17 protein-coding genes and 1 tRNA gene are annotated in these 18,135 nt (G+C 60.9%); 6 read left to right on the forward strand and 12 right to left on the reverse strand.

The genetic code is table 11. The features are described 5' to 3' along the window. Window positions 1–66: 66 nt before the first annotated feature. From GMST_RS08035 to GMST_RS08050, 4 genes are all read right to left on the reverse strand, one after another. On the reverse strand, window positions 67–1,689 hold the full coding sequence (locus GMST_RS08035) for a methyl-accepting chemotaxis protein (RefSeq protein WP_183354116.1): 1,623 nt from the start codon (window positions 1,687–1,689) through the stop codon (window positions 67–69). A 357-nt stretch (window positions 1,690–2,046) separates the two neighbouring features. After that, a complete protein-coding gene (locus GMST_RS08040) occupies window positions 2,047–3,894 on the reverse strand; it encodes a glycoside hydrolase family 15 protein (protein ID WP_183354117.1) in 1,848 nt (615 codons plus the stop codon). Between the two features lie 197 nt (window positions 3,895–4,091). After that, entirely contained in the window at window positions 4,092–5,507 is a 1,416-nt protein-coding gene (gene cls / locus GMST_RS08045) for a cardiolipin synthase (protein WP_246399286.1), read from the reverse strand. A 189-nt stretch (window positions 5,508–5,696) separates the two neighbouring features. Next, window positions 5,697–6,257 carry a thioredoxin family protein gene (locus GMST_RS08050; RefSeq protein ID WP_183354118.1) on the reverse strand — a complete coding sequence of 187 codons (561 nt, stop codon included), beginning with the start codon at window positions 6,255–6,257 and terminating at the stop codon, window positions 5,697–5,699. A gap of 152 nt (window positions 6,258–6,409) precedes the next feature. On the opposite strand from GMST_RS08050, the gene rsmB reads away from it, so the two are divergent. From rsmB to GMST_RS08065, 3 genes are all read left to right on the forward strand, one after another. Then, window positions 6,410–7,759, forward strand: coding sequence for a 16S rRNA (cytosine(967)-C(5))-methyltransferase RsmB (rsmB, locus tag GMST_RS08055; RefSeq protein ID WP_183354119.1), 1,350 nt, complete (start codon window positions 6,410–6,412; stop codon window positions 7,757–7,759). Window positions 7,760–7,895: 136 nt separating this feature from the next. Continuing rightward, window positions 7,896–8,561, forward strand: coding sequence for a ribulose-phosphate 3-epimerase (gene rpe, locus GMST_RS08060; protein ID WP_183354120.1), 666 nt, complete (start codon window positions 7,896–7,898; stop codon window positions 8,559–8,561). 95 nt (window positions 8,562–8,656) lie between these two features. Then, entirely contained in the window at window positions 8,657–9,223 is a 567-nt protein-coding gene (locus GMST_RS08065) for an NUDIX hydrolase (RefSeq protein WP_183354121.1), read from the forward strand. A 456-nt stretch (window positions 9,224–9,679) separates the two neighbouring features. On the opposite strand, the gene GMST_RS08070 is transcribed toward GMST_RS08065, so the two are convergent. The 3 genes from GMST_RS08070 to nadA form a co-directional block, all read right to left on the reverse strand. After that, complete coding sequence (locus GMST_RS08070) at window positions 9,680–10,324, reverse strand: endonuclease III domain-containing protein (protein ID WP_183354145.1); 645 nt, start codon at window positions 10,322–10,324, stop codon at window positions 9,680–9,682. Between the two features lie 122 nt (window positions 10,325–10,446). Further along, complete coding sequence (locus GMST_RS08075; protein WP_183354122.1) at window positions 10,447–10,989, reverse strand: gamma carbonic anhydrase family protein; 543 nt, start codon at window positions 10,987–10,989, stop codon at window positions 10,447–10,449. Window positions 10,990–11,012: 23 nt separating this feature from the next. Beyond that, the gene (gene nadA / locus GMST_RS08080) at window positions 11,013–11,927 is read right to left on the reverse strand and encodes a quinolinate synthase NadA (protein ID WP_183354123.1); all 915 of its coding nucleotides are present in this window, start codon (window positions 11,925–11,927) and stop codon (window positions 11,013–11,015) included. A 203-nt stretch (window positions 11,928–12,130) separates the two neighbouring features. On the opposite strand from nadA, the gene tatB reads away from it, so the two are divergent. The 3 genes from tatB to GMST_RS08095 all read left to right on the forward strand — a co-directional run bounded on the left by tatB (window position 12,131) and on the right by GMST_RS08095 (window position 13,542). Further along, a complete protein-coding gene (gene tatB, locus GMST_RS08085) occupies window positions 12,131–12,481 on the forward strand; it encodes a Sec-independent protein translocase protein TatB (RefSeq protein ID WP_183354124.1) in 351 nt (116 codons plus the stop codon). A gap of 366 nt (window positions 12,482–12,847) precedes the next feature. Continuing rightward, window positions 12,848–13,264 carry a hypothetical protein gene (locus tag GMST_RS08090; RefSeq protein WP_183354125.1) on the forward strand — a complete coding sequence of 139 codons (417 nt, stop codon included), beginning with the start codon at window positions 12,848–12,850 and terminating at the stop codon, window positions 13,262–13,264. 202 nt (window positions 13,265–13,466) lie between these two features. Next, window positions 13,467–13,542, forward strand: a tRNA-Asn gene (locus GMST_RS08095). Here the strand turns inward: GMST_RS08095 and GMST_RS22565 are convergent. From GMST_RS22565 to GMST_RS22570, 5 genes are all read right to left on the reverse strand, one after another. Further along, entirely contained in the window at window positions 13,501–15,075 is a 1,575-nt protein-coding gene (locus GMST_RS22565; RefSeq protein WP_371873111.1) for a recombinase family protein, read from the reverse strand. The genes GMST_RS08095 and GMST_RS22565 overlap by 42 nt on opposite strands. Before the next feature lie 70 nt (window positions 15,076–15,145). Then, entirely contained in the window at window positions 15,146–15,328 is a 183-nt protein-coding gene (locus GMST_RS08110; protein WP_183354126.1) for a hypothetical protein, read from the reverse strand. A gap of 63 nt (window positions 15,329–15,391) precedes the next feature. Continuing rightward, complete coding sequence (dnaB, locus tag GMST_RS08115; protein ID WP_183354127.1) at window positions 15,392–16,732, reverse strand: replicative DNA helicase; 1,341 nt, start codon at window positions 16,730–16,732, stop codon at window positions 15,392–15,394. Beyond that, the gene (locus GMST_RS08120) at window positions 16,722–17,396 is read right to left on the reverse strand and encodes an LvrA C-terminal domain-related protein (protein ID WP_183354128.1); all 675 of its coding nucleotides are present in this window, start codon (window positions 17,394–17,396) and stop codon (window positions 16,722–16,724) included. Before GMST_RS08120 ends, dnaB begins: the two co-directional genes overlap by 11 nt. 640 nt (window positions 17,397–18,036) lie before the next feature. Continuing rightward, on the reverse strand, window positions 18,037–18,135 hold a 99-nt coding region (locus GMST_RS22570; protein ID WP_371873112.1), incomplete at its 5' end, for an IS3 family transposase.

Raw genomic sequence — 18,135 nt, forward strand, 5'->3', positions numbered from 1 at the left:
CGGCACGGTTTTGGCGCGGGGCCCGGGACAGGGAAGTCCCGGGCCCGCGCCGTTTTGTGCTCGGCGCTAGAGCTTGAACTGCCCCACGGTTTGCTGGAGGCTGTGGGCGAGCCCCGCCAGCTGCACCGAACCCTCCGCCGACTGCTGGGCCGACTGGGCGCTCAGTTGCACCGCCTGGGTCATCTGCTGCACGTTGCTGCTGATCTCGTTGGTGGTCGCGGTCTGCTCCTCGGCGGCCGTGGCGATCTGGGTGACCTGGCCGGTGACCTCGGTGATCTGGGCGATGATCTCGTTGAGCACCTCCCCCGAGCGCGCGGCATCCTGGGCCCGCCTCTCCACCTCGCTCACCCCCTGTGCCATGAAGAGCACAGCGTCCTTGGTCTCGCGCTGCACGGCGCTGATCATGGCTCCGATCTCCCGGGTGGCCTTGGCGGTCCGCTCGGCCAGGGCGCGCACCTCGTCGGCCACCACGGCAAACCCCCGCCCCTGTTCGCCGGCCCGGGCCGCCTCGATCGCCGCGTTCAGGGCCAAAAGGTTGGTCTGGTCGGCGATGTCCTCGATGGTGCTCACGATGGCGCCGATCTGGTCGCTGCGCGCTCCCAGGCTCTCGATGGTCTTGGCGGACTCGTTGACCCGGTCGGCGATGAGCTGCATCCCCTGCACCGTTTCGGCGATCACCGAGCCCCCCATGCGCGCCGAGTCGCTCGCCTCGCTGGAGCCCTGGGCCGCGCTGCCGCAGTTGCGCGCGATGTCGGCGGAGGTGCTCGCCATCTCCTCGCTCGCGGTGGCGACCGTCGAGGCCTGCGCCGCGACCTCTTCGGAGCTTTGGGCCATGGAGCAGGCCACCTGGTTGATCCCTTCGGCTGCCAGTGCCACCGCCTTCGTGTTCTCCGCCACCCGGTCGATGATGCCGTGCAACTTGTCGAGGAACAGGTTGAACTGCAGCCCGACCTCGCCGATCTCGTCCCGGCCGCTCACCGCTACCCGCTTGGTCAGGTCCCCCTCACCCTGGGCTATGTCGGTGACACGCTCGAGGATCCCGGCGATGCTGGCGCGCATGTTGAGCGAGAAGAAGCACAAGAGGGTGATGATGATGGCGAGCGACGTGCAGAGCATGAGGACCGAACGCGAGGTGACCATGGAGGTGAAACCGTCCACCGCCTGGCGCTGGGTCAGCATCTGCTTTTTCACCTTCTCGGAGATCGCCAGCAGCTTGTCCTTGCAGTCGCGCCACTTGGGGGTCTCCTGTTTGGTCAGAAGTTCGAGCGCCTCGGCACCCTTGCCGGAGCGGGCCAGGGTCTGCACCTCGCGTTTCAGTCGATCCCCCTCCTGCCACACCGGAAGCATCGCGGAGAGGGATTCCTTGACCGCCGGGTCTGCCACGACGGAGGCGCTCTGGTAGGCCTTGTCGAACTGTTCCAGCGCCGCCTGGTAGTTCTTCACCGCCTTTTCGTCCGTCGGGTTGAGCAGCACGTTGCGGGTCGCCTGCTCGCTTTGCAGCCCCTGGGCGTACATGTCGCTCAGCGCGAAGGCCACCACCTGCTCCTTGTCGACGAACCCCTTGAAGTTCCCCGCCAGATGCCTTATCCACAGTACCGACTGACCCATGGTGGCGACGAAACAGCCGACCACCAGCAGGTTCAGCAAGATGAACTTCTTCGCGACGCTCAAATCGTCGAATACTCTCATAGCGCTCCCCCTCCTTGGGCACATCCCTCTGTCTGTATCGGAGGGTCCTTACAGTTCTTGAATCTTTTGCGCTTTGGTGTCATTGCCAAAGACGCCTTGAGACAATTCCGGAGGGATGTTTAGGTTAATCCAGGGCGGGGTGAGGAGAACCAGGATGGAGACTGTACTGCATTCACCGTAACGAAGGCTCGCTTCAGGGAAACAGATAGTTCGCGGCGACAGCGGCCGGGCGGCAACGGCTGGACGACAGCCGCTGGGAGTTGGGAGGTGGGAGGTGGGAGGTTAGCGGCTCGTAGTGGCGTGCGGCTTGGACGGCTTGGACGGCTAGCTCTAACGATTGGCGGATGGCGGGGACGCTCAGGAACTTCCCGGCCGCTCCCCTTCCGACTGCGGCGGCGGTCCCTGGTGGCCGCGCCCTTTGGCGATCCCCAGGTGCAGGGCCGCGTTTATGAGACCGATGTGGCTTAACGCCTGCGGGAAGTTGCCGACCTGCTCGCCGGTTGCCGGCTCCACCTCCTCGGACATAAGCCCCAGGGGGCTCACCCGCGTCAGCGCCTGGCGGAAGACCGCTTCCGCCTCGTCGATGCGCCGGCTCAGCGACAGGGCATAGACCAGCCAGAAGGAACAGAGCAGGAAGGCCCCCTCCCGGCCGGCGATCCCGTCGTCCGCGCTGTAGCGGTACAAAAGGCCGGGGCCCGCCGAGAGCCCGCTCCAGACCGCATCGATGGTCGACTGCACCCGGGGGTCGTCCGGCGCCAGGAACCGGTGGATCGGGATGAGGAACGCGGTCGCGTCCAGGTCCTCGGAGTCGAAGGTCTGCACGAAGCTGTTCAGCCTCGCGTTGAAGCCGCGCTCCAGGATGGCCCGGCGCAGCTCGCCCGCCTGCCGCTCCCATTCGGCGACCGGTGCGCGGCGACCGGTGCGCCGGGCGATCTCGCAGCCGCGGTCCAGCGCGACCCAGCACATGAGCTTTGAATGCAGGTAGTGGCGCGGCGGGGTGCGCATCTCCCAGATGCCGCGATCCTTCTTCCCCCAGTTCTGGCAGATGAAATCGCAGATGCGCCGGACCGCCTCCCAGGTTTTCGCCCCCATCTCCTCGCCGAAACGCGTGGTCTCGAAGACCGTGTTCACCATCTCCCCGAAGATGTCCAGCTGGGTCTGGTGCCAGGCCAGGTTCCCCACCCGGACCGGCGCCGAGTTCCGGTACCCCTCCAGGACCTCCAGCGACCCCTCCTCCCGTGCCACCGACTCGTGCAGCCGGTAACACGGCTTCAGGCTGGAGACCTCGGGCAGCTCCTGGAGGATCTTGGTGACCCAGCGGCGGTACTGGCCCGCCTCGCGCGCGTACCCCAGGTGGAAGAGCGCCTGCGCCGTGAAGGAGGCGTCCCTGATCCAGGCGAAGCGGTAGTCCCAGTTGCGCACCCCACCCACCGTTTCGGGGAGCGCCATGGTGCAGGCGGCGGCGATGGCCCCGGACTCCGGGTTCATGAGGAGCTTGAGCGCCAGGCCCGAGCGCATGGCGAGGTCGTGGCAGAGTTCCTGGTGCACCGACTCGGAGCGCTGGTGCGCCTCGCTCCAGCGGGTCCAGAAGGAGAGCGTCTTCTCCAGCAGTTTCCCGCACTCCTTCGGCGTCGGGAGCTTCTCGGTATCCGCCCAGCTGAGCACCAGCCAGAGCTCCTCCCCCTCGTTGAGCCTCAGCTCGGCGCGGGCGGCGGCGTCGCTCTCCACCTCGAGCGCCACGCCGGAAAGTATCAGGTTGAGCTTTCCGGCGCGCGCCGTGAGCCGGGTCCCATCCGGTACCAGCTCCGGCTTCTGTCTGCCGTAGTCGAAGCGCGGGGCGAAGACGACCTTGAGCCGGGTCTCCAGCCGGGTGGCCGCGATGCGGCGCAGCAGCATGCGGTGCTCGCCCCCCGCCTCGCGCGGCGGCATGAAGTCGGTGATGGTGCATTCGCCGGCGGCCGTGCTGAACTGGGTGGTCAGGACGTTCGAGTTGGGGAGGTAGCGCTGCAGGGACTGGAACTTGAGCGTCGGGGTGATCGCGAAGAGCCCGCCGCGCTCCCGGTCGAGCAGCGCGGCGCAGGCCGAGGGGGAGTCCAGGTAGGGGAGGGGGAGCCAGTCCAGGGAACCGTCGCTGCCGATCAGGGCGCAGGTCTCCTGGTTGCCGATCACTCCGTAGTTTTCCAGGGGGGTATAGGTATCGGGCATGGCGCGGGTGGCGGGGCTAGCGGTGAGCCAAAAGCCCCTGCTTCTCCATCTTCTTGATCTGTGGGTTCATCGCACACCTGGGAAATTCTAGCGGCCAAAGCCGACATTGCCAGCGCAGTTTTGGAAAAAACCAATCCTTCTAGGGGGCGGCCTGATCCTGCCGGGGTGGGGGCGCGGGGATTGACCGTCGTAGACGGTCACAGGTAGGGGGAGAAGAGCTTGGCGACGCCGTCGCGCAGCTTGACCGGAAGGGGGCGGCCGTCGACCTCGGCCTGGGTGATCTCGCGCGAGGCGGCCACTGCCTGGGCGCCCCGGGCCTCCAACTGGTGGGCGAAGTTGCGGTCGTAGACCTCGAGGTTGAACTCGAAGTTGAGCCTGAGGCTCCTGGGGTCCAGGTTTGCGCTGCCGATCAGGCTCCAGCTGCCGTCCACCACCATGAACTTGGTATGCACGAACGGCGGGGGCTGCGAGAAGATGCGCACCCCGTTTTGCTGCAGCTCCCAAAGGTAGGTGCAGCTCGCCCACTGTACGAAGGGGAGGTTGTTCTTCCCCGGCAGTACCAGGGTGATGGCGACGCCGCGCAGTGCCGCGGTGACCAGCGCCGAGATGAGCGGGCGGTCCGGTATGAAGTACGGGGTGACGATGAGCACCCGGCGCCGGGCGCAGGAGATCGCCCCGAGGACGATCCAGTTCAGCTTGCGGAAATCCTTGTCGGGGCCGTCGCTTACCGCGCGCACCAGGGCGCTCCCCAGCACCGGGAGCTCGGGGAAGTAGCGCAGCCCGGTCAGGTGCTCTCCCTTGGCGAAGCGCCAGTCCTCCAGGAAGGTACGCTGCAGGTCTGCCACCGCAGGGCCCACCACCTTGAAGTGCAGGTCCATGACCTGCGGGTTGTCCCGTTTGACCAGGTGGCGGTCGCCGATGTTCATGCCGCCGGTGAAGGCGATCCTGCCGTCCACCACCAGGATCTTGCGGTGGTTTCTCAGGTTCAGATATCCCCCCGGTCGCAGCGGCAGGAAGCTGCGGAACTGGACCCGCGACCCCTTGAGGAGCCTTTTCGCCGTGGGGCGCGAGTACTTCTCTCCCAGGCTGTCCACGATGACCCGCACCTCGACGCCGCGTCCGGCTGCCTTTCTCAGGGCCTCGGTGAATTCCCGCCCGGTCCGGTCGCCGTCGAAGATGTAGGTGCACAGGTGCACCGAGGAGGTCGCCCCGTTGATGGCGGCCAGCATGGCGGGGTAGGCCTCTTCGCCGTTTTCCAGGGGGGTGATGCTGTTGCCGGGGATCAGGTGGGCGCTGACCACCCGGTCCGAGAGCCGGCGCAGCTCCTTTAGGTAGGCGAGGTCGGCGGGGAGCGGGACCGTCACCGCGTTGGCGCGCTCGGGCCAGTGCGGAATCTCCCCCGCCTCGCGGTGCCAGCGCTTGGCGCGGCTGTAGATCCGGTTCACCCCCATGCCCCAGTAAAAAAGCGGGCCGAAAAGGGGGATGGCCAGGCAGGTGAGGATCCACCCGAGCGCCGAGCGCGGGTCGCGCTTGTTGATGAGGGCGTGCCCCGCGGAGAGCAGGGCCAGAAGCGACAGCAAACAGATGAGCACACCGTTGAGCACGTGGTCCACTGCCCCTCCGGAAGGGATCATGATCAGTGAGAGCGCCAGGGCGTCGCACTGTACTCGGACTTTCGGCCGGATTATGGAGGAAATGGCAGACATTTACAAGAGATACCCCGGGTTTTGCTCCTCCGGACACACGAAGGGGGACGGCGAGTTGCCTTCCCCCTTCGTATATCGGCCGTTAGTCGGCGTTACTTAAAGAAGCGTGTAGGGTTGGGCCTTCTTGGTCCAGATGCTCCCCGGGTACTCGGCGGCGAGCTGCCGGTGGGCCTCCTTGAGCGCCTCGACCGCGTGGCTCGACCGGTAGCGCGCCACCCCCCGGAGGTAGACCGCCTCGGCCGCCACGTCGCTTTCCGGGCAGCCGTTTAAAAGCGTGCTGAACTGGATGACCGCCTCGCTGAACAGGTCCTGTTCCAGGGCGACCTTGCCGATCCCCAGCAGGAGGGAGGGGACCAGTTCCTGCGGGGGGAGAAAGCCCAGGGTGCGCTGGTGCTCTTTGCCGTAGTAGTCCAGGGTGATGATGGTCGGGGTCCAGACTACCCGGAAATCACTGGCGAGGTTGCGGGCGGCGACCTCCACGCGCAGCGGGACCATCCGGTCGGAGATGAAGTTCTCCACCGACTCGTCCGGAAAGCTGACCGCATCCATCTGCTTGCAGCCGATGCATTCGTGGCTGAAGAATTCCAGCAGGATGCACTTCTGCTCGGCCTTTGCCCTGGCCAGCGCCCTGGCCATATCCGATTCCCAGCTTATCATGGCAGACCCTCCTTTTTATTAAACCGCTCCAAAGGAAAGATTAACCTTGCTGTAAAGCATGTCAAGTGCCCTATCAGCTTGCAGTTTTGCCCGAAATGCTTATAATGAAGCAGCTTCGGCACGATCTTCTCCCCGCATGAAAAGGAAGCACCTTGTCCACCAAAAATCCACGTCGCGCCGCCTTCGACATCCTGCTTAGGATCGAGAAGGAGAGGTCCTTCGCCGATATCCTCATCGACCACGAGCTCTCCAAGGAACTGATCAAGGGGGCCGACCGCGGTCTTTTGACCGAGCTGGTCTACGGCGTTTTGCGCCGTCAGGCGACCCTCGACCACATCGTCGGGCAGTTCTCCAAACAGCGCCCCGAGAAGCTGGAACTCTACGTCCGCCTGCTGTTGCGCCTGGGGATCTACCAGGCCTTCTTCCTGGACCGGGTCCCGGTCTCGGCGGCGGTTAACGAGACGGTGAACCTCGCCAAGGAGCTGGCGCCGCGCGCCGCGGGGTTCATCAACGCCGTCCTGCGCAGCGCCGACCGCGGCCGCGACGGTATCCGCTACCCCGATCCTGCAGAGCAGCCGGCGCAGTACCTGGCCGCGCGCTACTCGCACCCGCAGTGGCTCACCGCGCAGTGGCTCGAGCAGCTGGGGCTCGAGGATGCCGAGGCGCTGGCGACCGCCATGGCCGAGCCGCCCCCCTTTACCATCCGCGCCAACACCCTGCGCATCGGCCGCGACCAGCTCATGGAGCGGTTGGGGCGCGACGGCATCAGCTGCACCCCGACCGCCTGGTCGCCCGACGGCATCCGGCTGAACCACTCCGGCGCCGTGACCCGGCTCGCGGCCTTCGGCGAGGGGCTCTTCACGGTCCAGGACGAGTCCTCCCAGCTGGCGCCGCTCTTTTTGACCCCCGGGAAAGGGGACCAGGTGCTGGACGCCTGCGCGGCCCCCGGCGGCAAGACCACCCAGATCGCCCAGCTCATGGCGAACGAGGGTGATATCTACGCCTGCGACGTGAACCAGAGGAAGCTGCGCCTGATCCGCGAGACCTGCGATCGTCTGGGGATCCGCATCGTGCGTACCTTCACCATGGACGCCAGCTCCCCGTCGAACGCCATCCGCGAGGTGAAGTTCGATCGGATCCTGGTGGACGCGCCCTGCTCGGGGCTGGGGGTGATCCGGCGCAACCCCGAGGGGAAGTGGTGGAAGCAGCCAAGCGACCTCGAGCAGCTCTCGGTGACCCAGTTCGCCATCCTGGAAAACCTGGCGGAGTACCTGAAGGTCGGCGGCACCCTGCTCTACGCCACCTGCTCCACGAGCGTGATCGAGAACGAGGCGGTGGTGGATCGCTTCCTGGTGCGCCACCCCGAGTTCGAGGCCGAGGACCTGCGCCCCCTGTTCCCGCAGTTCGCCCCGCTCTGCACCGAACGCGGCTACTTCAGAAGCTGGCCGCACCGCGACGGCATGGACGGCTTCTTCGCGGCGCGCCTCAGGAAAGTCGAGTAACTGCCGTCGCCTTAGCGAGGCCGGCTGTCCTCTCCCCTCGCAGCACCTGCCGGGGGAGCGGCCTAGCCGGGGCGCCCCCGCGACAGCGGCATATTCGCATGACGTACACGCTACTTAAGATAATCCGGGAGTTGACATGAAAAAGATCGCACCTTCGATACTTTCTGCAGATTTCGCGCGGCTTGGTGAAGAGGTCGCCGCCATCGAGGCCGGGGGTGCCGATTACGTCCATGTCGACGTGATGGACGGCCACTTCGTCCCCAACATCACCATCGGTCCGCTGGTGGTCGACGCGGTGCGCAAGGTCACCAAGCTGCCGCTCGATGTGCACCTGATGATCGAGAACCCGGACCTCTACATCCCGGATTTCGCCAAGGCCGGAGCCGACATCATCGTGGTCCACGCCGAGGCGACCAACCACCTGCACCGCACCGTGCAGCTCATCAAGTCGCTGGGGAAGAAGGCCGGGGTCTCCTTGAACCCGCACTCCCCCTTGAACCTGCTCGACTACGTGCTGGAGGACCTCGACCTGGTGCTCCTCATGACCGTGAACCCGGGCTTCGGCGGCCAGTCCTTCATCGAGGCGTGCCTCCCGAAGATCCAGGCGCTGCGGGCCATCATGGACCGGCGCGGCATCGAGGCGGAACTCGAGGTGGACGGCGGGGTGAAGGTCGACAACATCGCCCGGATCGCCCACGCCGGCGCCGACGTCTTCGTGGCGGGGAGCGCGGTCTTCAACAGCCCCGACTACGCCGCCACCATCGCCGAGTTGAAGAAACGGGCCAAGGAGCCGGTGCTCTGAGTAAGGGCGCGCGTCAAGAAGACGCGGTCTACCGCGACCCGGCGGCGATAGCGGAGCGCCTGAGAGCCGCGCTCGCTGCGCGCCAAAGGGTCCCCATGGAATCGGGGCCGGTTCCGGCGGCAGCCCTGGTGCCGCTTTTCTTGAAGGACGACGAGATCCACGTCCTCTTCACCAAGCGCACCTCGCAGCTGACCCACCACTCCGGCGAGATCTCCTTTCCCGGCGGTCGCGGCGAGCCCGAGGATATCAATTCGGCGGCCACCGCGCTGCGCGAGACCTGGGAGGAGATCGGCATCCGTCCCGAGCACGTCGAGGTCCTGGGAGAGTTGGACGACGTCCGCTCGCTGCACAACTACCGGGTGACCCCCGTGGTGGGGATCTTCCCGGCCGGCTACCAGCTCACCGTGAACGACGCCGAGATCGAGCGGATCATCGAGGTGCCGCTTTCGCACTTCGGGAAGCCCGGGGTGTACCGGACCGAGGATTGGCAGTGGCAGGGACAGAGGCGGGCCATGCATTTTTACATGCACGGTACGGACGAGATCTGGGGGCTGACGGCCAGGATCCTGAAGCAGTTTCTGGACGTTTTGCACGGCAAGTGCGACGCGCGCGAAGAGGAGTGCACCACGCCGGCGGATTTCAGCTATCCGCCCAGCGACTGAGGGGCGTTTGGAAAGGTGATGAAGTGGTAGGGGCGAATAGTAATTCGCCCTTTTTTATTGCCCAGAAGCGGAGGCGGGGTTTCCTAGTGAATCCCTTCCGCCACCTCGTCAAACTTTTCCACCCAGCGTTGCAGGAGCCCCGGGCGTAAAAGATTCTTCCGAGAATTTGGTAAATGGTGCCTTACCTGCCAGGCACGTTGTCACGCAAACCGCTTCGTCACGTTCCTCCCTTTGCGAAGGGAGGACAGGAGGGATTTGCTTTTTCCGTCCGGTGTAAAGATCTGAAAAAGAGCAGTACTAAGTTCAGAAGGTTAATGGGAGGTTTCGAGTCATGGTGCTCACGAAGGCAAATCCCCTCTGTCCCCCCTTCGCAAAGGGGGGGACGCGAGTGCGCCAGCAGGAGGTGGGTAGCAACCTCTTCCCGGAATCCCCGGATGACCTTTGAAAAAGGAGGGCTTACCTCCCGTGCACCTTCGGATACGGGCAGACCGCCCTCAGCGGGCACCCCTCGCACAAAGGCTTCTTCCGGCAGTGCTGCTTGCAGTGCTCCACGATGAGCGCGTGGTACTCATTGTACAGGTAGACCTCCGCTGGCAGCGCCTCCATGAAAAGCGCCCGCACCTCCTCGTAGCCGTCCGTCTCCCGCACCAGGCCCAGCCGCGAAAAGAGCCGCTTGGTGTAGGCGTCCACCACGAAGGAAGGCTTTCCCCCCGCGTAGAGCAGGATCGAATCGCAGGTCTCCCGCCCGATGCCGCGCACCGCCAGCAGGCGCTCGCGCAGCTCTCTCCAGTCCCCCTCGAACACGGCGTCCAGCGAGCCGTGCCCCTCGAGCACCCACCGCACGAACTCCTTGAGCCGCACGCTCTTCACGTTGAAAAAACCGCTGGGGCGGATCAGTTCCGCCAGGCGTTCCATCTCCAGCTCCAGGATCGCCTCCGGAACCAGGAGCCCCTCGCGCCTGAGGTTCAGGATCGCCTTCTCCACGTTGAGCCAGTTGGTGTTCTGGGTGAGGATGGCGCCGACGCAGACCTCGAAGGGGGTCTCGGCCGGCCACCAGTTGAGCGCGCCGTAGCGTTTGAAGAGGAGGTCGAACACCTCCATGAGACGGGACTGCCGGGGATCTGCCTGCAAGGGGACACTTCCTTGGTTGGGGGTGGTCGATACGAAAAGGGCCCTCCCCTTGTGAAGGGAGGACCCGGGATGCGTGGATCGGAAGCGAGACGCTACACTTGTTCGGCGAGATCCTCGAGATACTCGCGCGAGTACCTCACGTAGTTCCCCGCGGAGCGCGCGAGCCAGGCAACTTCCGCCTCGGTCAGGTCGCGCTTGTACTTGGCCGGGGCCCCGACCCAGAGCGTTCCCGGCGGGATGACGGTCCCCTCGGTGACCAGGGCGCGGGCGCCGACCAGGGCACCCTTGCCGACCACCGCCTTGTCCATCACCATCGCCTGCATCCCGATGAAGGCGCCGTCCTCGATGGTGCAGCCGTGCAGGGTCACGCTGTGTCCCACGGTCACGTCGTTGCCGATTACCAGCGGGGCACCGGGGTCTTCGGCGTTTTTCTTGTGGGTCACATGCAGCATCGAGAGATCCTGGATGTTGCTCCGGTCGCCGATCGTTATGAAGTTGACGTCGCCGCGCACCACGCAGTTGTACCAGATGCTCGCTTCCTTGCCGATGGTCACGTCGCCGATTACCACGGCTCCTTCGGCGATGAAGGCGGAATCCTCGATTTTAGGGGAGATCCCCTTGAAGGGACGGATCATGGTTGGCTCCGGTTCAGCGCGTGTCAGTCGCGCGGGATGGCGAGCATGCGCTCCAGGGCGCGCTTGGCGGGAACCCGGGTCTCTTCGGGGACCTTCACCACCGGCTGCATGGTGGTAAGCGCCTCGAGCACGTCCTCCAGGGAGGTCAGTTTCATGTTGGGGCAGACCAGGGCCGGCGAGGCGAGGATGAACTCCTTCTCGGGGTTCTCCCGCTTCAGGCGCCACAGGATCCCGGCCTCGGTGCCGATGATGAAGCGCTTGGCGCTGCTTTTGCGGCAGTAGTCGTACATGCCGGTCGTGGAGCAAACGTGGTCGGCGAGCGCCACCACCTGCGGGTTGCATTCCGGATGGCAGACGAAGGGGGCGTCGGGGTTGTTCTGCTTGAGTTCCTGCACCACTTCGGCGCGCAGCCGCTCGTGGGTCGGGCAGTACCCTTCCCAGAGGTGGAAACGCTTGTTGGTGAAGCCGGAGACGTAGCGGCCCAGGTTGCGGTCCGGGGCGAAGATGATCTCGTCGTCCTCCAGGGACTGCACGACCTTCACCGCGTTCGCCGAGGTGCAGCAGATGTCGCTTTCCGCCTTCACGGCGGCCGAGGAGTTCACGTAGGTTACCACCGGCACGCCCGGCAGGCTCTTTTTCAGGTCGCGCAGCGCCTCGACGGTGACCATGTCGGCCATCGGGCAGCCGGCGTCCAGGCGGGGCAGGAGCACGGTCTTTTCGGGGGAGAGGATGGAGGCAGATTCCGCCATGAAGTGAACGCCGCAGAAGACGATGACTTCCGCGTCAGTCTTGGCCGCCTCCATGGAAAGCGCCAGAGAGTCGCCGGTTATGTCGGCAATTTCCTGTACTTCATCCCGCATGTAATTATGGGCAAGGAGCACCGCATTGCGCTCCTTGAGAAGCTTCTTAATCTGAGTCTGAATCGACTGCTGCTCCATATGTTTATCACCGCCAAAGGTTTGTTTTCAGTAGCTGAATCCAATGTAAACAGCACCGATAGTAGACAATGTTAACGATCCTGTCAAACCCTTTGAGCCAGCGGATAAGCAAGCTTGACACTGGAGAGTAAAACCTCTATTATTTTTTCTAACTTTTTTGATCCAACTGCGGAAGATAGCGCAGAAAAAGCGAGGTAGCAGGTATGTTTGGAATTGGGATGCCGGAACTGATCATCATCATGGTCATCGCGCTGATAGTAATCGGCCCTCAGAAACTCCCGGACCTCGCCAAGTCGTTGGGCAAGGGGCTGGCGGAGTTCAAGAAAGCCACGGACGATTTCAAGCAGACGATCGATGCCGAGACCAGGAGCACCGAGGAGAAGGAGCACCTGGCGAAGCTCGCCGAGGCGAAGGCCAAGGCGGAGGCCGAGCGCCTGCAGGAAGCCGAGGAGCTGCGTCTTAAGGTTGAGGGGCACGGCGCACCGGCCGAGGGACCGAAGGTGGAAGCAGCGGCCGCCGCTGCGGCCGTCGAGCCGGAGAAGAAGCCGGCCTGAGGTCAGCGTGTGCAGCACAAGCCGAGAAGGCGGGGGGAACCCCGCCTTTTTTTTGTGCCTGACAGGGATAAACGGGATAGAGTCAACGGCATAGGGACAGGGATGAATGTGATAAATGGGATAAAGGCAAATACTGAAATCTTGTAGAGGGAAAACCAAAAGCAAAGCCTTGAACCACTAAGGGTTAAGGTTGAGTCTTTCCCGTTTTCGCCGTTATCCCCTTCATCCCATTAATCCCTGTTCTGTTAAGGTTTTATCCTGTTTATCCCCTTCATCCCTGTTAGTTTCTGCCGTTATCCGATTTATCCCTGTTCAAACCGGTAAAGCCGGGTATAGTTGTACCTTTAACGCACCCGGAGTTGCCGCATGTTCAACCTGTTTCGCAGACAAAAAGAACCGATCCCGTTTCCCGATAACCAGGCAGCCTTCGCGCATGCCTGCACGCTCGGCTACCAGCCCCTGATCGGTGCACTGATTCCCGCCCTGGTCCTGGAGACTGGAGGATTCGGCCCCGAGGGCGAACGCACCTTCCAGATCAACCTCGCCGTGGACGGTGTCGGCCGGGCCGTGTGGTCCTCCACCTTGAAGGACGCCAAGGGGTTCCCCAAGGAGGGGGACTTCGTCGGGTTCCGCATCGTGATGATCGCCTCGGACCTTCCCGAGCACGCCAACCTGATCGGTTATTTGGCGTGCCGGCTCGAGCCGGTGCTGGTTCCCGGCAAAGGGTGGCGCACCGCCCAGGTCTACACCCCCGACAACCTGAAGCCGGCCCTGCGCTTCTAAATCCGGCGGCGCCGTCGGGGCCTCTCTCGCTGGAACGGGAGGGGCGAAACGGAGAAGGGCTGGCCGGAATAAACAGAGCCGGTGAAAACGCGGTGCCGTAAAAAAAATCCGTTGACAACCTCAGAAAGCCCATGATATACAGTTCGAGCTTCTGACGACAACGGTCTTAAGAAGTCTTCGAGAGTAACGCCTCGTCGCTCATTCCCCAATAGCTCAGTCGGTAGAGCGGGTGACTGTTAATCACCATGTCCCTGGTTCGAGTCCGGGTTGGGGAGCCAAAACTCAGAAAGGTCATTTTCCTCCGGGAAGGTGACCTTTTTTTCTTTGTACGCCTTGTTGGTAACTGCAATAATATCAAATGGTTTGCGCAGATTTGGGACCAGCTTTCCTTCGTCCCAGGTGGAGTTCGAGTGTACTAATCTCAGCACCCTTCGCTTCTCCTCCATATTTTGCGTAGAATAAAGCCTGGCGCCGTTTTGCGCGAGTTCTAGTAGCCGAGTCGCATCATCGAGGTATTTGTGGTTCGGATACTGGTGACCACGGATTGAGTTGTCGATCTCCCTTAACTCACCTTTGAACTTCTCGGAGTAACGGACGAACTGCTCAGGCGTGATCACGCCGTCCAGTTTGTCCGTGTAAATACTGTCCAACCGTCCCTCCACCTTCCTGCGTTGAGTTGCCAGGGCGGCAAGGCGTTCCTCGTGGTAGCGTCTCTTGTCGCCTTCAGTTTCCCTCATTACCCCAACAATCCACTCCACAACATCGGAATCGAGAGTGATTGCTTCTATGGCCTTCAAGAACTCCAGATCCAGCACCTCTTCTCTGACGCATTTACCGCTGCACTTCCCGCGATTTTGCGTGCAATGGTAGTATATGTACCGCTCCTTCTTCAATTCAGCCACCATAGCGCAACCGCACTTTGCGCACGTCACCATCCCCTGAAACGCAAAAAAATGTTTCAGCGGCTTTGAGGGGCGGCTTGCCTTTCCTTGGATGGTGTCTTGGACCTTGTCGAACAGATCCTTGGAGATGATCGCCTCGTACACCCCCTTGTACGTCTCGCCTTTCCAGACAAACTCCCCACAGTAGATAGGGTTTTTTAGTATTTTTTCGATGAGGCTTTTGCACACCTTACCGGTGTTATCTCTGCACCGGAAACCGTCGTTATATGCCTTTTTGACAATGTCCGACATCGAGTACATGCCGGTTGCATACCACTGGAAGATCGCCTTAATGAAGGGAGCTCGCACGGGATCAGGGATGATAATTTTCTTCTTATCCGGACCGACCGCATTTTCATATCCCAACGGTGCTTGGGATGGCCACATCCCCTCTTTCGCTTTCTGCGTCATGCCCTTGACAACCTCTTCCGATAGATTGTCGACGACGTTCTTCGCCATAAGCACTTTGAATCCGCACATTAATTTTTTTGCCGAGGGGGAGTTCGGGGTAATGACTTCGTGTTCCTTTACAAAATGGATTTCTGCCTTGTATTCTTCGAGGAGCATCCCGGCATCATAGAGGTTACGAACTAGCCGATCTACTTTCTCGACCAGGATCGTATGGCAGTTGTTAGTGCGGTCATCAAGAAACTCAAGCATCTTGTTAAATTCCTTACGCCCGTGCCCTTTTGCACTTTCAACATCTACGTACTCGCAGACTATTTCAATCCCGTTTGCTTGAGCGTAATCATGAAGTAGTTGAAGTTGTGCCGGTAAGGAGAAACCTTCCTCTTTTTGCTCCTTTGACGACACTCTTACATAATTCACGGCTCTAGTCTTGCTGCCCCCACTAATATTTTTCCCTTTCATAATTCGCACCTACTGCTTTTGATTGACTCTCATATAGATGATATAAGCAGAAATCGGCGCATCTGTCACTTCAAGATTGAAGAGAGGTGTCCCATTCCTGAAGAATGGAAAAAAAACCCGTCATCATTTCGATGATTTGACGAGCTTCTTCCCTAGAAAGGGGTTGGCCATACCGCCGCTCCCAAAACTTCATGGTGCTCGAGATGGCATCATGCCCGTCCTCCTTAATTTTTAAGTCCTTCCTTTTCTGCATCTGGTCACCTTGACAGGAATCGGCCCCTCGCCCCCTAAGACCTGGGGCGCCATTAAGTGCCGCTTACAGCCCCACGAAACGCTGATATTCGCCAAGCCAGCAAACAGGGATGCTTATGTTCCGCTCCCCTGCACGCTGTTTTTCGATTATGATTTCCGCCTTTGCCTGGTGCTCGCGGTAGTTGTGGCTGCTGTCGTTCACGCGGTCTTTACACTGTTGGCAGTACGCCGCCGGGCGGTAGGGGAAGATGATCACATCAGCGTCCTGCTCAATTTCTCCTGAGTCCCTGAGATCGCTCATGTTCGGACGTTTATCTGGGCGCCCGTCGACGGAGCGGTTGAGCTGTGAAAGGGCGATCACGGGGATCTCCAACTCACGTGCGAGTTGCTTCAGGCCTCGGCTGATTTCTCCTAGTCCCTGCACCCGATTATCACGAGAGTTATTGAGCGACATGAGCTGTAGGTAGTCGATTACAACCAAGTCGAGTCCAGTCTTTTTCTGACGACGTGTCTTTGCACGAAGCTCCCGGAGCGAGATGGCAGGAGTATCGTCGATCATCATGTTCCAACCATGCATTTTTGCGAATGCCGCGGCGAGCTTCGACCAGTCGTTTTCCGTCAATTGCCCGTTCCGTATCCGCTGATAGGCCACCCCGTGTGATGCGGTGAGCCGGTCCACATTGTCGCCCCGGCTCATTTCCAGCGCGAACAGCATCGCAGTTTTACCTGAGCGGCAGGCGTTGAAGATGACATTCAGCCCGAAAGCGGTTTTTCCCATCGACGGCCTACCAGCGATGACAATAAACTCCCCAGGGTGCATTCCCGAGGTTGCTGCGTCGACGCCATCGATGCCGTAGGGCAGTCCCTGGATGTCACCCTTGTTTTCGTAGCGACACTCGATCCGTTCGACGGCCTCCCGGACCGACCGCCCCATGTCAACGGGCTCGGCATTACGGCTGCTGGTGCCGGGTTGCACGGCCGCTTCTATCTTGGCGACGGCATGCTCTATATCTCCGCCGGAGTAAACGATGTGAATTGCGTTGTTTGCTGCGGCGATCAGTCGGCGCTCGACGGCTTTTTGCTGCACGATCCTGCAATAGTAGGCAACATTTGCAGCCATAGGGACGTACTCGGCGAGGGCGTACAAGTACGCAGCGCCACCACACGATTCCAGGTTCGCAGAGGCTTTCATTGCATTGACCATGGTGACCAAGTCAATAGGCTCGTTGCGGTCGGCAAGAGACTCCATCGCCTTGAAGATTACGCGGTGCGACTCTCGATAAAAATCTTCGGCAGTCATGATCCGATGGACTGTGTCCATCGCCCCGCCATCGAGGAAAATCGCGCCAAGGATCGACATTTCTGCGTCAATTGCCTGGGGTTGTAACTGCTGATTAGTTGTCATATATCTCCCAAATCCTTTGAATTTTTTCAGATTCATCAGCCGTTATCGGTAAGTGTGTCGGAGTGTTAGTAGCAGCCTCATCTTCCCAGCGTCGGCCATTCAGCCAGGTTGCCGCGTGTGGTATAAAGCGACCATTGTCTTTCTGCCAGGACTCTCCGCCCTTTTGCTGGTCCAGAGCTTTCAGGATAACCGTGAGGAGATCCACGTCGGGGTTGATCTTTGCCCATGATTCCTCTGCGGCAGCCTTCGCTTTCTTGGTTGGGTAAGCCTCCCAGAATTGAGCAAAGGCAGAGAGGCCTGATACTGGTTTTTCCGGTTTAGGGTTTTTATTTGGTTTAGGTTTAGGCTTAGGTTCTTTAGTAGGCCTGCACGATTTCTCCGCCTTTCCTCCGTTATTCCTATGACTTTCCTCCGTTAGGCTGCGCAACCACCTGGAATCAATCGCCTTAATTCCACCACGACTCCTCTGCGCTTCCTCCGCTTTTACCATCACGATTACCCCACGTTGATTACGGTAATTTGCTTTGTTTTTGGGGTACTCGATGGAGACCCCGGCCTCTTTAAAAAAGCGCGTAACCCGGCCTTCCGACCAAGTCCACAGCTTGGCAAATCCGCATATTGAAACCGGGGATTCTTCGTCATAATCCAGCATCAGCGAAAACATCGCCTCCAGCTTTGTGAAAGGCCGATCTCGGGGCAGCTCTCCGGCGAGGCTCTTACTCATAGGAACCCAACCGCCTGCCATCAAAGCACAACCTGTTTCAGGTCTTTGCCGACGCTCAAGGTTCGCGTGTTGGCCACCGTAATTGTCTTTTGAGGGCGGTTTAGCGCTGCCGCAGCAAAGAGAACAACTCGAAGGTGCAGCTTTGGCTCATCGAGGAAGTTATGTGTAGTAGGGGGTGGTGGTGCAGTGGGGTGTGGGACTTTTGTCATGTCATACCTCCATGTCTGTGATGGAGGCACTATAACGAAGAGGTTTTGCTATGGAAACGAACTAACGCACATGAGTGCACATGGTCTGTGCTGCGATGTGCTGTTTCTGTACAGAAACTGTGAATTTACCCTATTTCATGTTTTCTGAGATAATCTTCTATCGTCCTAGGATCGGTAAGGTGCTTAAATTCCTCCAGTTTTATGATCGCTCTTGCAGCGGCTGCCTTTGAAATTCCAGGATACTGTTCCTTCAATTTTGCATACTCAGTTACAGCCTTAACCTCACACCTTTCTTTATTTTCTGTCCTCTGCTTTCGTGCGCCACGTGTCGTTTGCCTGCCTGGAATTGCCCCGATTTCGTGGACAGTCGGTTAAGCGGCTAGGTTGAGTTGATCGACCTCGAACGGGGTCCGATACCCCAGCGAGGAATGAATCCGTTTGCGGTTGTAGAACCGCTCGATGTAGTCAAA

Source organism: Geomonas silvestris, from assembly GCF_014193515.1.
GTDB lineage: Bacteria > Desulfobacterota > Desulfuromonadia > Geobacterales > Geobacteraceae > Geomonas > Geomonas silvestris.

Excerpts from the sequence above, each read along its gene's own strand:
- GMST_RS08090 (WP_183354125.1), top strand. The coding sequence starts at position 12,848 with ATGTTCAACCTGTTTCGCAGACAAAAAGAACCGATCCCGTTTCCCGAT.
- GMST_RS08065 (WP_183354121.1), top strand. The coding sequence starts at position 8,657 with ATGGAATCGGGGCCGGTTCCGGCGGCAGCCCTGGTGCCGCTTTTCTTG.
- nadA (WP_183354123.1), bottom strand. The coding sequence starts at position 11,927 with ATGGAGCAGCAGTCGATTCAGACTCAGATTAAGAAGCTTCTCAAGGAG.
- tatB (WP_183354124.1), top strand. The coding sequence starts at position 12,131 with ATGTTTGGAATTGGGATGCCGGAACTGATCATCATCATGGTCATCGCG.
- GMST_RS08035 (WP_183354116.1), bottom strand. The coding sequence starts at position 1,689 with ATGAGAGTATTCGACGATTTGAGCGTCGCGAAGAAGTTCATCTTGCTG.
- dnaB (WP_183354127.1), bottom strand. The coding sequence starts at position 16,732 with ATGACAACTAATCAGCAGTTACAACCCCAGGCAATTGACGCAGAAATG.
- GMST_RS08040 (WP_183354117.1), bottom strand. The coding sequence starts at position 3,894 with ATGCCCGATACCTATACCCCCCTGGAAAACTACGGAGTGATCGGCAAC.
- GMST_RS08110 (WP_183354126.1), bottom strand. The coding sequence starts at position 15,328 with ATGCAGAAAAGGAAGGACTTAAAAATTAAGGAGGACGGGCATGATGCC.
- GMST_RS08120 (WP_183354128.1), bottom strand. The coding sequence starts at position 17,396 with ATGTTTTCGCTGATGCTGGATTATGACGAAGAATCCCCGGTTTCAATA.
- GMST_RS08075 (WP_183354122.1), bottom strand. The coding sequence starts at position 10,989 with ATGATCCGTCCCTTCAAGGGGATCTCCCCTAAAATCGAGGATTCCGCC.
- GMST_RS22565 (WP_371873111.1), bottom strand. The coding sequence starts at position 15,075 with ATGAAAGGGAAAAATATTAGTGGGGGCAGCAAGACTAGAGCCGTGAAT.
- GMST_RS08050 (WP_183354118.1), bottom strand. The coding sequence starts at position 6,257 with ATGATAAGCTGGGAATCGGATATGGCCAGGGCGCTGGCCAGGGCAAAG.
- GMST_RS08070 (WP_183354145.1), bottom strand. The coding sequence starts at position 10,324 with ATGGAGGTGTTCGACCTCCTCTTCAAACGCTACGGCGCGCTCAACTGG.
- rpe (WP_183354120.1), top strand. The coding sequence starts at position 7,896 with ATGAAAAAGATCGCACCTTCGATACTTTCTGCAGATTTCGCGCGGCTT.